This window comes from Pseudomonas sp. CNPSo 3701, from assembly GCF_028674975.1.
Classification (GTDB): domain Bacteria; phylum Pseudomonadota; class Gammaproteobacteria; order Pseudomonadales; family Pseudomonadaceae; genus Aquipseudomonas; species Aquipseudomonas straminea.
In genome coordinates, this window is sequence record NZ_JAQZSI010000003.1 from 532,631 (window position 1) to 545,109 (window position 12,479).

Below are 12,479 nucleotides of genomic sequence, written 5' to 3' on the forward strand. Positions count from 1 at the left end.
GCTTTTATGACTCGTGTTCGTCATCTATTGATCGGCCTGGCATCGAGCTCGGCGTTTTATTCGGGGCTGGCGCCTGCGCTGGGGCTGGGTGAGATCACCCTGCATTCGGCGCTCAACCAGCCTTTGAACGCCGAAATCGAGTTGCTGGCGGTAGGTGATGACATGACCGCGTCGGACATCAAGGTCGCGCTGGCGCCGGCCGATGCCTTCAACCAAGCGGGTGTGGATCGCGTCTATTTCCTCAATGACCTGCGTTTCAGCCCGTTGTTGCGCGGCGGCAAGAGCGTTGTGCGCGTGGTGTCCAATCAGCCAGTGCGCGAGCCTTACCTGAATTTCATCGTCGAGCTGAAGCGTCCCGGTGGGCAGTTGCTGCGCGAATACACGGTGTTGCTCGATCCGCCGTCTTCTTCGGCCTACACCAGCCAGGCTGCACAGGTGGGCGACGAGCAATTCACTTCTTACGCGCCGCCACGCCGCACGCCGATTGCAAGCCGGGGTGAGCGCTATCGGGTGGCCAGTGGCGAGAGCCTGTGGACGATAGCGTCCAAGCTGCGGGTCGATGGCGACAAGTCGTCGCTGCAAGATCTGATGCTCGACATTCATGCGCTGAACCCCGAAGCCTTCACCAATGGCGATATCCATCGCCTGCGTGCCGGTGCTTCGTTGTTGCTGCCTGATCATGCGCGGATAGCCGAGGCCGCGCCGGTCAAGCCTGCCGACGCCGCGACACCGACGCAGCCCGCCGCACCGGCAGAGATAATCCCCGACACCGCGCCCCAGCAGCCTGCCGAACCACAGGTGGAAGTGCTGGCGCAGATTCGCCGTGTCGAGGAAGAGGTTGCCAACCGCACTGCCGAGAACCTTCAGCTGCAACAGGATCTGCTGACCGTCCAGAACCAGTTGAAGGACATGATGGTGCGCATGGAAACGCGCGATCAGCAGATCGCCCAGCTGCTCGAGCAACTGGCACAGCGTCCAGTAGCCGCGCCCGCTGCACCTGCCGAGGCCGCACCTCAGGCTGCCGCTCCAGGCGCCGCTGCACAGCCGGCTCAATCGCCGGCTGCTGCCCCGGCACAGCCGGCGCAGACCGAAGGTTTCTGGAATCTGTGGAACATCCTGCTGGCGGGGTTGCTCGGTGCGCTGGCGTTGCTGCTGGTGTTGTTCAAACGCAAGCGCAAACCCGATCCTGAAGCCGTCGCTGAGCCGGTGGTGGTCGTGCCACCTACGATGCAGGCGCCTGTAGCTGCACCGGTCGAGCCAGTCATCATCGCGCCGCGCGCTGCCGAGGCCGACGTACCGCCGCCGGTTCGTGCCCCAGTCACTCCGCGCACGGAGACCAGTGCTACTGATCCGCTGGACGCTGCCAATATCTACCTGGCTTACGGTCGTCTGGGTGAGGCGGTGTCCGTGCTGCGCCAGGCCTCTCAGGCCAACCCACAGCGTTTGGATATCGGCTTCCGGCTGCTCGAAGTGCTGGCGCAGCAGGGCAACACGCTGGCCTTCGCCGAAGAGGAAATGCGCCTACGCGAATCCGGCTTCGATCCTGAGCGTATTGATGCCCTTAAAGCCAGCTATCCCGCGCTGTTTGCGCAGCCAGTCGATGAGCTGGAGTCTCTGGGCCCGCTGGAAGATCTGACCCTCGATTTGGACGACATGCCAGCAGAGCAAAAGCCCCAGGACGACGACTTTCAGCTCAACCTCGATGACCTGTCGCTGGATGCCGACTGGGATCTGGTGAACCCCTTCGAGAACGCCTCGCGCAGGAAGCGCCCTGGCCCTGAGGCCGATATACCGCCTGCTGCGCCCGAGAACGCCTCGAGCGATATCTTCGGCCATGATGCGAACAGTCCGTTTGCCGGCACCATGCTGGTCGAGGAAGAGGACCCCCAGGAGGAGTGGCTGGAGCTGGACGAGCTGCCGGCAGACGCCTCCGAAGAGGCCGAGCGCTTTGTCACCAATCACGAGAACCTCACCAAGCTAAACCTGGCCATGGCCTACATCGAGCAGGATGACCTGGAAGCCGCGTGCGACATCCTCAACGAGGTGATCAACGAGGGTGACGAGGAAGAGAAACAGGAAGCCCGCGAGCTGCTCGCGCGCATCGCCTGAATTCTTGTTGTCTTCACCCGAGCGCGGCATGGCCGCGCTTTTTCATGGGCGTTGGTAAACGTCCGCTGTACTGGAGTGAGCCCATGAGCACCAGCAAAGCCGAAGTAACGATTACCTATTGCACTCAGTGCCAGTGGCTGCTGCGCGCGGCGTGGTTGGCGCAGGAGTTGCTGTCCACCTTCGCTGACGACCTGGCCAGGGTCAGCCTCGAACCCGCCACTGGCGGTACCTTTCGTATTCAGTGCAATGGTGTGGAGATCTGGGAACGCAAGGCCGACGGCGGCTTTCCAGAGGCCAAGGTGCTCAAGCAGCGGGTACGCGACCAGATTGATCCGGCCCGCGACCTGGGCCATAACGATCGCCCCGTAGCGAGCTAAATCCGCAGAGCCTCGAAACCTGGAAGCGTAGGGCTTGCCGGGCAGCGTTTCGTCCGTGCTTCGTCATGGCGGGCTGTTCGCTGGCGCTCCAGAACGGCGTGCTCCCCGGTCTGGTCTGCAGCTCAGGCCAGGCGTGCGCCATTGGGCAGCGGCTTGTCGAAGCCTGCCAGCACCACTTTGCCGTCGCTGTCGTAGACGCCGGTGACCAGCACCTCTGAGCGTACACCGGCAATGCGCTTGGGAGCGAAATTGCATACGCACAGTACTTGGCGTCCGACCAGTTCGTCGGCACGGTAATGGGCAGTGACCTGGGCACTGGAGGTGCGGATGCCCAGCTCGCCGAGATCGACCTGCAGCACATAGGCAGGCTTGGTCGCCTTCTCGTTGGGCGCTGCGCTGATGAGGGTGCCGACGCGCAGCTCGACGCGCTCGAAGTCTTGCCATTCGATGATCTGCATGATGCTCTCCTGTTTTGGCCGCACTGTAACGGCGGCGAACAGACAGAGCTGTTGCAAAACTGCTGTTATTTGTCGCCAGGCTCACGCGTGCGCAGCGCTCGGGGTGTCTCGCCGAAATGTCTGGAGAGGGCGGCCGTAAAGGCGCTTTGCGAGGTGTAGCCGACCCGCGCAGCGATTTCGCCAACGCTGAGACGGCTGTTGTGCAGCAGTTGGCGGCCCAGGCGCAGGCGTTTGTCGCGCACGTAGGCCATGGGCGTGAGCCCGGTCTCGTCGATAAAACGATGGTGGAAGCGTGCCGCGGAAAGCCCGGCGAGGCTCGCCAGGTCCGCCACCTGAATGGGGTGGGCAGCATGTCGCTCGATATAGGCGTTCAGTGCGCTCAGCGGCAGGGCCGGGCTGGGAAGGAGTGCCACTGGTGCATTGAGACTGGCCAGTAGCAGAATGGCGCCCTGGCGGGCGATCAGCGGATCTTTGACCGCGCTTGCGGCCAGCCAGTTGACCAGGCCACTCTGGTTTACCGACAGCTCGACTTTGTTTGGCGCTTCCAGCAGGCGGCGGCTGGCATCGGCATGATCACCCAGATTGCGCTGCAGCCAGTCGCCGGCCGGGATATCGAGCACTAGGCACTCGCTACCTGTGCGGCTCTCGCAGGCGTGGCGTGCACCGGCGGGGACCACCGCCAGCCTTTGCCGGCTGACGTGACTGCCGTGGCCCGCCACTTCGAACTGCAGATGGCCGCTCAGACCGAACACCAGCTGGGCGTGATCGTGCTCGTGGCAGACGATGTCCTGATGGTAATGGCGAACTGACAAGAGCGCTGACATGGCGGATTCCTCGAACGGTCGCGTCAGTTTACGCCCTGGATCGCAGGTTGGGTGCACCGGCGCACTCATAGGCGAAGCGCGCCGTCGTCATCGAATTGCCACGGCGCGTTCACAATCGTTTCACTGCGTTCGCGCAAGCTCGGCAAAAATCTGCCGGAGACTGCCCGATGAGCATCGAACCCCTGGTAAGGCCGAGCCGCAAGCAACCTGTACGCACGCTATGGATCTCCGACGTGCATCTGGGGACCCGCGACAGTCAGGCCGAACACCTGGCGGCGTTTCTCAAGCGCTACCAGGCCGAGCGGATCTATCTGGTGGGAGACATCATCGATGGCTGGAAGCTGCGCAGCGGCATCTACTGGCCCCAGGCGCACACCAACGTGATCCGCCGCCTGCTGACCATGAGCAAGCGCGGCACCGAGGTCATCTACGTCACCGGCAACCACGACGAATTCCTGCGCCGTTACTCAAAGTTGCTGCTGGGCAATATCCAGCTGGTCGACGAGGCTGAGCATGTGACGGCCGATGGCCGCAAGCTGCTGGTGATCCATGGTGACCAGTTCGACGTGATCACCCGTTACCACCGCTGGCTGGCCTTTCTCGGTGACTCGGCCTACACCGTAACCCTGGTGCTCAACCGCTGGCTCAATCACTGGCGGCGCCGTTACGGCTATGGCTATTGGTCGCTGTCGGCCTACCTCAAGCACAAGGTGAAGACGGCTGTGAACTTCATCAGCGACTTCGAGGAGGCGATCACTCATGAGTGCGCGCGTCGAGGTTTCGACGGCGTGGTGTGCGGGCATATCCACCATGCCGAAATCCGCAAGCTGGGCGACGTCGAGTACCTCAACTGTGGTGACTGGGTGGAGTCCTGCACGGCGCTGATCGAACATCCGGACGGCCGTATCGAGCTCTACCGTCTGGCCGAGGAGCAGCAGCGTCTGGCGCAGCTGCAGGCCGCCAAGGTGGCTGTCATCGAGCCGGCGGCATGAGGCTGCTGATCGTCAGTGATGCCTGGGCACCCCAGGTCAACGGTGTGGTCACCAGCCTGCTGGCGCTGGTTGGGGAATTGCGCGACATGGGTCATCAGGTGGAAGTGTTGTCGCCGCAACGCTTTAGCTGCGTGCCATGCCCGAGCTATCCGGAAATTCCCCTGGCCTGGAACCTGTGGCGCGTCGGCCCGGCCATCGAGGCGTTCGCACCCGACTGTGTGCACCTGGCCACCGAAGGCCCGCTGGGCTGGGCCGCCAGGCGTTGGTTGCTGCGCCGCGGCCTGGCCTTTTCCAGTGCGGTGCATACGCGCTTTCCCGAATACCTGACAGCGCGCTGCCGCTGGATCGGGCTGGGCGTCGGCTATGCCTGCCTGCAGCGCTTTCATCGCCACAGCCAGGCAGTGCTGGTCAGCACCGAGCGCTTGCGTGCTGGCTTGGCAGAGCGCGGGCTGCGGCGGTTGATGCTCTGGCGCAAGGGCGTGGATACGCAGCTTTTCGCGCCCAGGCCCGAGCTGGCAGCACCGGTGAGTGCGATCTTCCTCTATGTCGGACGCATCGCCGCAGAGAAGAATCTGCAGGCGTTTCTCGATCTGCAACTGCCGGGCGAGAAGTGGGTGGTCGGTGATGGTCCGCAGCGCGGGATGCTGGAGCAGGTGTATCCGGGCGTGAAATTCTTTGGCTATCAGCACGGCGAGGCACTAGCCGATTTCTACCGGCGCGCCAGCGTGCTGGTGTTTCCGTCGCTAACCGACACCTATGGCCTTGTGATGCTCGAGGCCCAGGCCTGCGGCACGCCGGTGGCAGCCTTTAACGTGCCGGGGCCGCTGGATGTGGTGGTGCCAGGCGTGACCGGCGTGCTGGCCGCCAACTTGCGTGACGCCTGTCTGGCGGCGTTGGAACTGGATCGTGCACGCTGCGCCGAGGAGGCGGGGCGCCAATCGTGGCGGGCGTCGGCGGTGGAGTTTCTCGCCAGCCAGCCACTGCTCAGTGGCATACCGGCTAGTGGTGAGCTGAATAAGGTCATCGCGCGCAGCTGCTGAGCAGCCTGCCTTACATGATCTTGTCGCGAAGCTTTTCGGCGGCCTGTTCCAGGGCCTCGATGACCCGGTCCTTGTCGAAGTTCTGGATGCCGTTGGTGTCCAGGTACATGGAGAAGCCAGGCAACTCGTGCTCCATGTAGCTGGAACTGGCGCCCAGGTCGCGGCGAAAATCCACGACCTGGTAGATCTGCACCGGGCGGCTGAAGCCCTTGACGGTTATCTGGCCCTTGTCGCGGCACATGATTACGTCCTTGATCAGCGAATAGGTCTCGTGGGAGATCAGGATCTCACCGGCTTCGGCGGCGCTTTCCAGGCGGCTGGCGAGGTTCACGTCGCGGCCGATGATGGTGTAGTCCATGCGCGTGTCGGCACCGAAGTTGCCCACCGTGCAGTAACCGGTGTTGAGGCCCATGCGGATTTCCAGGGGTTTGGTAATGCCCTGAGCACGCCAGTGCTGGCGCAGCACCTTCATATGCTTGCGCATGGCGATGGCCATCGACACCGCGGCCATGGCGTCCTTCTTGGCACCCTGGCTGCTCGGGTCACCAAAGAACACCATCACGCTGTCGCCGATGAACTTGTCGATGGTGCCGCCGAACTTCATGCAGATCTTCGACATCTCGTTGAGATAGGTGTTGAGCAGGTCAGTCAGGGCCTCGGCTTCTAGCTCCTCGGACAGCTCGGTGAAACCGCGGATGTCGGAAAAAAATACGGTGAGTTTCTTGCGCTGGGTTTCCAGGCGCACGTGCTTTTTGCCGCTGAAGATCGACTCCCACACCTGGGGCGACAGGTATTTGGCGAGGTTGCGAGCCAGGCGTGCGGCCTTTTCCTGCTCGCCCTTGATCTGGTGTCGTACCTGAGCAAGGCGAATGCCCTGCTGGTGCACGAAATAGGCCGAGATGCAGATATAGAAGATGGTGAAAGCGATGCTCACCAGGGCCACCAGCGCCGGTGTTTGGGGGGCCACGTGGAGGTCGGTGAGCGAGGCAGTGAGCAGCGTACCGCTGAAGGCGACCAGCAGCGCCACACTCATGTCGCGCAAGCCACCGACTATCAGGGTACTGAAACTCAGGGTCAGCAGAAACATCAGGCTGGGTACCACCGAAAACCCGAGCAGTGCCGCAAATGCGCCACAGTGCAGGGCATCGACGAACAGCAGGCTCATCAGTGTGCGATGTCGGTGGTCGTCGCGAAAGCGTTTGCTCAGCCAGTGGGCCAGGTGGGGGTAGAGCAGCGCATAGGGCACGAGCCACAACAGGCCGTGGCTGAACACTTGCTCATAGGTGCCGGCTGCTACGCTCGCGGCCACAGCAAGATAGGCCAGCACCCGCGAATAATATTCGCGGGTGAGCAACGAGGGCAGGTTTGGTACGGCGGTAATACTGGTGCTCATGCGCTAACGGCGACCCCTGCTGAAAGTCCGACTGCATGACCGAGCGCCAGGCTGCAAGCGGCGTGCGGACGGGGCCAGCGGAAAGTGGGGATCATATACGCTGCAGGGCCCGTCGGCAAAGGCGCAATGCGATGACGGCGCTAATCCCAGCGTGGGTAATTGCATTTGACCGTTCGTTCAGAAACGAATGCGTCCGGTGAGCATGTCCTTGAGCATCACCCAGTCGCCCATCAGCGAATACAGCGGGTACTGGAAGGTGGCGGGGCGATTGCGTTCGAAGGCGAAGTGGCCGACCCAGGCGAAGCCATAGCCGATCACTGGCAGGGCCATTAGCCACAGCCACTGCCCGCTGAGCAGGACATAGCCGAGTACGACCAGCACCAGCAGGCTGCCGGCATAGTGCAGGCGCCGGCAGGTCGGGTGGCGGTGCTCTTCCAGGTAGTAGGGATAGAACTCGGCGAAGGAGCTAAAACGCTCGCGGGGCTGGCTGCTCATTGCGACTTCCTATTGTTGTTATGTCCACAAAGTCTAGGCCGAGATTGTCGGCAACAACAGGATCAATGCCGCCAGAACGCGGGCATAAACAGCACCAGCACGGTGAGGATTTCCAGGCGGCCCATCAGCATGCCCAGGGTCAGCAGCCACTTGGCCATATCCGGCAGGCTGGCGTAGGTGCCCGCCGGGCCGATGATCGGGCCCATGCCCGGACCGACGCCGGAGAGGGTGCTGGCCGCGCCGCTCAAGGCGGTAATCCAATCCAGACCGCAGAGTGTCAGGGCCAGGGCCAGCACCGCGATGATGATGGTGAAGAAGAACGAGAAGGTCAGGATCGAGCGGACGATGTCTTCGTCCAGGCGGTGGCGGTTATATTGCTGCTTGATCACCGCGCGCGGGTGCACCAGTTGCATCAGGTTGGCTTTGAGCAGGATGTAGGCGACCTGGAAGCGGAAGATCTTCAGGCCGCCGGCCGTAGAGCCCGAGCAGCCGCCGATGAATCCCAGGTAGAAGAACAGCATGCCGGCGAAACCGCCCCACAGCGAGTAGTCGCCCAGTGCGAAGCCTGTGGTGGTCATCACCGAGGTGGCGTTCACCGCTACGTGGCGTATGGCGTCCAGCCAGTGCAGGTCCGTGGTGAAGTAATACCAGGTGCCCATGCTCAGCCACACACTGAGCAGAATGCCGAGAAAACCGCGTACTTGCTGGTCGTTCAGCACCGCCGAAAAATTGCCGCGCAGCGTCGAAACGTAGAGCACGAAGGGCAGGCTGCCGAGAATCATCAGCACCACGGCAACCCAGTGCACCGCTGGTTGGGTCCACTTGGCCAGGGACTGGTCGGAGGTCGAGAAGCCGCCTGTGGAGATCGCCGACATGGCGTGGTTGATGGCGTCGAAGAAGCTCATGCCGGCCAGCCAGAAGGCCAAGCAGCCGAGCACGCTGATGCCGAAGTACGCCACCGCCATGTACTTGGCGACCATGTGCGAGCGCGGCATGACCTTGTCGGAGCGGTCCGACGATTCGGTCTGGAACAGGCGCATACCACCGATTCGCAGCATGGGCAGAATCGCTACTGCCATGGCGATGAAGCCGATACCGCCGAGCCAGTGCAGCATCGAGCGCCAGATCAGGATGCCTGGCGACATGCTGTCCAGGCCAGTCAGTACCGTGGCGCCGGTGGCAGTGATGCCCGACATGCTCTCGAAAAAGGCGTCGGTGTAGCTCATGTGCTGGGTGAACATGAATGGTAGGGCGGCGAACACGCATACCGTCAGCCAGCTGGAGACGGTCAGCAGGTACATATCCCGTGGGCGCAGGTGCACGTCCTGGGGGCGACCACGGGCGATCATCGACAGCCCGGCGATAAAGGTGATCAGGCCCGCCCAGGCGAAGGGGCTGACTTCCGTGGCGCGGTCGAAGACGAACAGGGTGAACATCGGGCCGATCATGCCAATGGCCAGGGTGATCAGGAAAATGCCATTGATGAACGCGATCAGTCGCAGGGTCGGCCAGGCCATCGGTTTTATCCGCAAAAAAGTGGCGCCATTCTACCTGTGCCGGCATCGCTGTACACCCGCTGACGCGCCCGTCGCCAGGCGTTTACGGGCCCCTTTACAAGTTGCTTGCGGTGCATAGAATACGCCGCCAGGTGCCGGCCCTTGCCGGTTTCTGAGCCCTCTCATCATGTCCGAAAGCAATCCTTGTCTCACGTGCGGCGCCTGCTGCGCGTATTTTCGTGTGTCCTTCTTCTGGGGTGAGTGCCAATCGGCCGGTGGTAGCGTGCCGGATGAGCAGGTCATCCAGGTCTCTCCGCACCTGGTTGCCATGCGCGGTACCGAATACAAGCCCGCGCGTTGCAATGCGTTGCTAGGCGATGTCGGCCAGGGCACCCGCTGCACGATGTACGAGCAGCGTTCCAGCCCTTGCCGCGATTTCCAAGCCTCCTGGGCCAACGGTGAGCACAACCCGCGTTGCGATGATGCGCGTAAGGCCTATGGCCTGCCGCCTTTAACGCCGCCTGTGCAGCCGGAGCTATCGCCGGATCGGGTAGCGTAGGTGGCTGCTTGATCGCCGTTACGTGTAGCCCGGGTCGAGCGCAGCGACACTCGGGATATAGCCTTGGGTATCGCTTCGCTCAACACCAGGCTGCGGGCGCGCTGTGGTCTGCGAAGCTCATGCTCGGCTGGTAGAATCCCGGCTCTTTTCCTCTGGAGGTGAACCGATGGATGCCCTCGATGCGTTGATCAACCGTGTTTCCGCGCCGCGCCTGATCGAACCGGCGCCGACTGCCGAGCAGCGCGAGCGGCTGTTCAGGGCTGCGCTGCGGGCGCCGGATCATGGCCAACTACGCCCCTGGCGATTTCTCACCGTCGAGGGGGATGCGCGCCATGCACTCGGCGAGCTGTACGCCGAGGCGATTGCCAGCAAGAACCCGCAGGCCGACGAAGAGGCGCTGACCAAGGCACGCAACATGCCGCTGCGTGCACCGCTGATGATCGTGGTGATCGCGCGCATCCAGGAGCACCCCAAGGTGCCGGCCCAGGAGCAGGTATTGGCTGCCGGATGTGCTGCCCACGGCATTCTGCTCGCCGCCTATGCCCAGGACATCGGCGCGGTCTGGCGTACGGGGGAGCTGTCCTACGACGCGGTGGTGAATGCTGGCCTGGGGTTGGCGGCCAATGAGCAGGTGATCGGCTACCTGTATCTGGGTACACCGCAGCGCGAGTTGCGCGAGGCGCCGGCGGTGAATGTCGATGAGTTCGTCAGCGGCTGGGGGGGGAAGGCCTAGGGCGACTGCTTTTGCCGCTTGAGCCGATTATTGCGAGGCGCCTGGTTGCTGATGTTGCCAGGCTTTTCTATAGAGAAGCGGGCCACGAACCTGCTTTTTTGTGGGAACGGGCCATCCTCGCCACCAGGCTTTAGAAGAGAAGGCTAAAGAGCCGTTTCTAGCGGCAGGATCAGCTTGGCGCTGAAGCCGCCGTCCGGGTGATTGGCCAACTCCAAGCGGCCGCCATGGCGTTCGGCGGCGCGCCGTGTGATGGCCAGCCCCAGGCCATGGCCGGCTGCCGATTGCCCCGGGGCGCGAAAGAACGGCTCGCCCAGTTGGCTGAGATGCTCGGCGGCCACGCCGTGGCCATGATCTCGAACCTCCAAATGCGCTTCGCTGCCTTGGCGAGTGAAGTTCATTTCGATCGGCTGGCCATCGGGATTGAAACGCAGGGCGTTACGCAACAGGTTATCCAGTGCGCGCTCCAGCATCGCTGGCCAGCCGTGCAGTTCCAGCCCAGGCTGCAGGTAGATTTCGAGCTGCTGGTGCGGGTGGCTGAGGTTTATGTCCTCGCGTAGCTTGGCGGCCAGTTGTGTCAGGTCGATGGGCTGGGCAGCACTAGGCTCTGCGTCCAGGCGGGCGAGGGTGAGGATCTCGCTGATCAGGTCTTCCAGGCGATCACATTCGCGGGTCAGGCGTGGCCAGAGTTTTTCCCGCTCGGCCGGTTCGGCGCGCTCGGCCAGCGCCAGGGCGATGCGCAGGCGGGCCAGCGGCGAGCGCAGCTCGTGAGAGACGTCACGCAACAGCTGGCGCTGGCTGCCGATCAGATCCTGCAGGCGCGCGCCCATGCGATTGAAATCGTTGGCCAGCACGCCCAGCTCGTCACGCCGGCTGGACAACCGCGCCAGGCTGTTCTGCTGGTAGGCCGTCTGTCCCAGGTCGTGCACCGCGCCACGCAGGCGATTCAGCGGCCGAGTGATGGACAGGGTCAGTAACAGGCTGAGCCCGGTCAATACCACCAGGGCGATAGCCAGTGCGCTGAGTGGCCACAGCAGGCTACCCCGGTGCCAGGCATCCAGCTCCGGGTGGGGAATCCGGTAGATGAACAGGTAGGTTTCGCCGCTCACCGGGCTTGTGTACTCGGTGGTCAGGCGCCGCCACGGCAGCCGCTTGTCGCCTTTGTTGCGCTCTTCCATGGCCGCCGCGCGAGGCGGGAAGGTGCCGCGAATAGCTGGCTGGCCGGTGTCCGCCAGTACCTGGGTGTCGATACGAAAGCGCCTTTTGCGCTGCTCGAGCAGATCCTGCGCCGCCTTGGGACCGTCGTGCTCGAAGGCCTGTACCCATTCGGCCGGCAGATTTTCCAGGCCTGGATGCTGGTTGAGAATCCAGGCGTCCTGATTCAGGGCGCGGCCGAGCAGCATGGACAGGCCAGCGACCAAGGCAATCGCCAGCCAAAAACTGCCAAAAATCCGCCAGAACAATGAACGCACAGAGGCTCCTTCAAACAGCAAACGCCTGCACCACATAAGTGGTGCAGGCGGATAGTGGGCTGGTCGTGATCACGGCCAGCGGTAGAGGTCAGCCAGCTTTCTTGTGCTCAGCTTTCCAGGCTTCGAATTCTTCGCGGTCGGCCTTGCGTTCTTTCATCTTGGCCGCATGTTCGTCGAAGGTCTTCTGCTGTTCGGGGGTCAGCAGGGCGCGAATGGCTTTTTGCTGCTTGTCATGGGAAGTCTCGCGTTCGTTTTTCAAGGCCTGCTTGTTGGCCTCGGGCAGCTTGTCCAGATAACGCTGGATCATCTCGCGGTCGTTCTTGCGCTGATCCATCATCAGTTTGTGGACCTGGCGTTGTTGATCCTTGTTCAGGTCCAGCTCATGGAACATACGTGGGCCTGGGCCCGGGCCGCCTGGGCGGTGGTCGTCACCGGGAGCAGCCATGGCCAGGGTTGGCAGGGTCATGGCGAGGAGCAGGGCGGTCATGGTCTTGCGCATGGTGTATCTCCTTGTCTCGAAACCGGCCAGTTGCC

General features: G+C 62.9%; 13 protein-coding genes. 6 read left to right on the plus strand and 7 right to left on the minus strand.

The annotated features are described in order from the left end of the window. The first annotated feature begins 6 nt into the window (after positions 1 to 6). Complete coding sequence (locus PVA39_RS11720; RefSeq protein ID WP_274124186.1) at positions 7 to 2,109, plus strand: FimV/HubP family polar landmark protein; 2,103 nt, start codon at positions 7 to 9, stop codon at positions 2,107 to 2,109. A gap of 83 nt (positions 2,110 to 2,192) precedes the next feature. Next, positions 2,193 to 2,486 (plus strand): SelT/SelW/SelH family protein, encoded by a 294-nt coding sequence (locus tag PVA39_RS11725; protein WP_274124187.1) that lies wholly within the window; start codon positions 2,193 to 2,195, stop codon positions 2,484 to 2,486. Between the two features lie 122 nt (positions 2,487 to 2,608). On the opposite strand, the gene PVA39_RS11730 is transcribed toward PVA39_RS11725, so the two are convergent. Together PVA39_RS11730 and PVA39_RS11735 are read right to left on the minus strand one after the other, a co-directional pair. Next, positions 2,609 to 2,944, minus strand: a complete 336-nt coding sequence (locus PVA39_RS11730; RefSeq protein WP_013791091.1) for a tRNA-binding protein — start codon at positions 2,942 to 2,944, stop codon at positions 2,609 to 2,611. Positions 2,945 to 3,009: 65 nt separating this feature from the next. After that, positions 3,010 to 3,768, minus strand: a complete 759-nt coding sequence (locus PVA39_RS11735; protein WP_274124188.1) for a helix-turn-helix transcriptional regulator — start codon at positions 3,766 to 3,768, stop codon at positions 3,010 to 3,012. A gap of 167 nt (positions 3,769 to 3,935) precedes the next feature. Between PVA39_RS11735 and PVA39_RS11740 the strand changes: the two genes are divergently transcribed. After that, positions 3,936 to 4,760 carry a UDP-2,3-diacylglucosamine diphosphatase gene (locus PVA39_RS11740; RefSeq protein WP_274124189.1) on the plus strand — a complete coding sequence of 275 codons (825 nt, stop codon included), beginning with the start codon at positions 3,936 to 3,938 and terminating at the stop codon, positions 4,758 to 4,760. Further along, positions 4,757 to 5,800, plus strand: a complete 1,044-nt coding sequence (locus PVA39_RS11745; RefSeq protein WP_274124190.1) for a glycosyltransferase family 4 protein — start codon at positions 4,757 to 4,759, stop codon at positions 5,798 to 5,800. The genes PVA39_RS11740 and PVA39_RS11745 overlap by 4 nt, the downstream gene beginning before the upstream one ends. A gap of 10 nt (positions 5,801 to 5,810) precedes the next feature. Here PVA39_RS11745 and PVA39_RS11750 read toward each other — a convergent pair whose 3' ends face one another. The 3 genes from PVA39_RS11750 to PVA39_RS11760 all read right to left on the minus strand — a co-directional run bounded on the left by PVA39_RS11750 (position 5,811) and on the right by PVA39_RS11760 (position 9,205). Next, positions 5,811 to 7,193 carry an adenylate/guanylate cyclase domain-containing protein gene (locus PVA39_RS11750; RefSeq protein WP_274124191.1) on the minus strand — a complete coding sequence of 461 codons (1,383 nt, stop codon included), beginning with the start codon at positions 7,191 to 7,193 and terminating at the stop codon, positions 5,811 to 5,813. A 177-nt stretch (positions 7,194 to 7,370) separates the two neighbouring features. Then, positions 7,371 to 7,688: an Mpo1-like protein gene (locus tag PVA39_RS11755; protein ID WP_274124192.1), complete on the minus strand. Its 318-nt coding sequence runs from the start codon at positions 7,686 to 7,688 to the stop codon at positions 7,371 to 7,373. A 62-nt stretch (positions 7,689 to 7,750) separates the two neighbouring features. Then, on the minus strand, positions 7,751 to 9,205 hold the full coding sequence (locus tag PVA39_RS11760) for a TrkH family potassium uptake protein (RefSeq protein ID WP_274124193.1): 1,455 nt from the start codon (positions 9,203 to 9,205) through the stop codon (positions 7,751 to 7,753). A gap of 166 nt (positions 9,206 to 9,371) precedes the next feature. Between PVA39_RS11760 and PVA39_RS11765 the strand changes: the two genes are divergently transcribed. Then, positions 9,372 to 9,743 (plus strand): YkgJ family cysteine cluster protein, encoded by a 372-nt coding sequence (locus PVA39_RS11765; RefSeq protein ID WP_274124194.1) that lies wholly within the window; start codon positions 9,372 to 9,374, stop codon positions 9,741 to 9,743. A gap of 166 nt (positions 9,744 to 9,909) precedes the next feature. Next, the gene (locus PVA39_RS11770; RefSeq protein WP_274124195.1) at positions 9,910 to 10,476 is read left to right on the plus strand and encodes an NAD(P)H nitroreductase; all 567 of its coding nucleotides are present in this window, start codon (positions 9,910 to 9,912) and stop codon (positions 10,474 to 10,476) included. A gap of 143 nt (positions 10,477 to 10,619) precedes the next feature. On the opposite strand, the gene PVA39_RS11775 is transcribed toward PVA39_RS11770, so the two are convergent. After that, positions 10,620 to 11,945 (minus strand): sensor histidine kinase, encoded by a 1,326-nt coding sequence (locus PVA39_RS11775; RefSeq protein ID WP_274124196.1) that lies wholly within the window; start codon positions 11,943 to 11,945, stop codon positions 10,620 to 10,622. Positions 11,946 to 12,033: 88 nt separating this feature from the next. Then, positions 12,034 to 12,444 carry a Spy/CpxP family protein refolding chaperone gene (locus PVA39_RS11780; protein ID WP_274124197.1) on the minus strand — a complete coding sequence of 137 codons (411 nt, stop codon included), beginning with the start codon at positions 12,442 to 12,444 and terminating at the stop codon, positions 12,034 to 12,036. Between the last annotated feature and the right edge of the window lie 35 nt (positions 12,445 to 12,479).

What these genes read in the sequence shown, in the direction of transcription:
- PVA39_RS11745 (WP_274124190.1), top strand. Translation starts at nt 4,757, where the DNA reads ATGAGGCTGCTGATCGTCAGTGATGCCTGGGCACCCCAGGTCAACGGT.
- PVA39_RS11720 (WP_274124186.1), top strand. Translation starts at nt 7, where the DNA reads ATGACTCGTGTTCGTCATCTATTGATCGGCCTGGCATCGAGCTCGGCG.
- PVA39_RS11740 (WP_274124189.1), top strand. Translation starts at nt 3,936, where the DNA reads ATGAGCATCGAACCCCTGGTAAGGCCGAGCCGCAAGCAACCTGTACGC.
- PVA39_RS11750 (WP_274124191.1), bottom strand. Translation starts at nt 7,193, where the DNA reads ATGAGCACCAGTATTACCGCCGTACCAAACCTGCCCTCGTTGCTCACC.
- PVA39_RS11760 (WP_274124193.1), bottom strand. Translation starts at nt 9,205, where the DNA reads ATGGCCTGGCCGACCCTGCGACTGATCGCGTTCATCAATGGCATTTTC.
- PVA39_RS11725 (WP_274124187.1), top strand. Translation starts at nt 2,193, where the DNA reads ATGAGCACCAGCAAAGCCGAAGTAACGATTACCTATTGCACTCAGTGC.
- PVA39_RS11755 (WP_274124192.1), bottom strand. Translation starts at nt 7,688, where the DNA reads ATGAGCAGCCAGCCCCGCGAGCGTTTTAGCTCCTTCGCCGAGTTCTAT.
- PVA39_RS11735 (WP_274124188.1), bottom strand. Translation starts at nt 3,768, where the DNA reads ATGTCAGCGCTCTTGTCAGTTCGCCATTACCATCAGGACATCGTCTGC.
- PVA39_RS11765 (WP_274124194.1), top strand. Translation starts at nt 9,372, where the DNA reads ATGTCCGAAAGCAATCCTTGTCTCACGTGCGGCGCCTGCTGCGCGTAT.
- PVA39_RS11780 (WP_274124197.1), bottom strand. Translation starts at nt 12,444, where the DNA reads ATGCGCAAGACCATGACCGCCCTGCTCCTCGCCATGACCCTGCCAACC.
- PVA39_RS11770 (WP_274124195.1), top strand. Translation starts at nt 9,910, where the DNA reads ATGGATGCCCTCGATGCGTTGATCAACCGTGTTTCCGCGCCGCGCCTG.
- PVA39_RS11730 (WP_013791091.1), bottom strand. Translation starts at nt 2,944, where the DNA reads ATGCAGATCATCGAATGGCAAGACTTCGAGCGCGTCGAGCTGCGCGTC.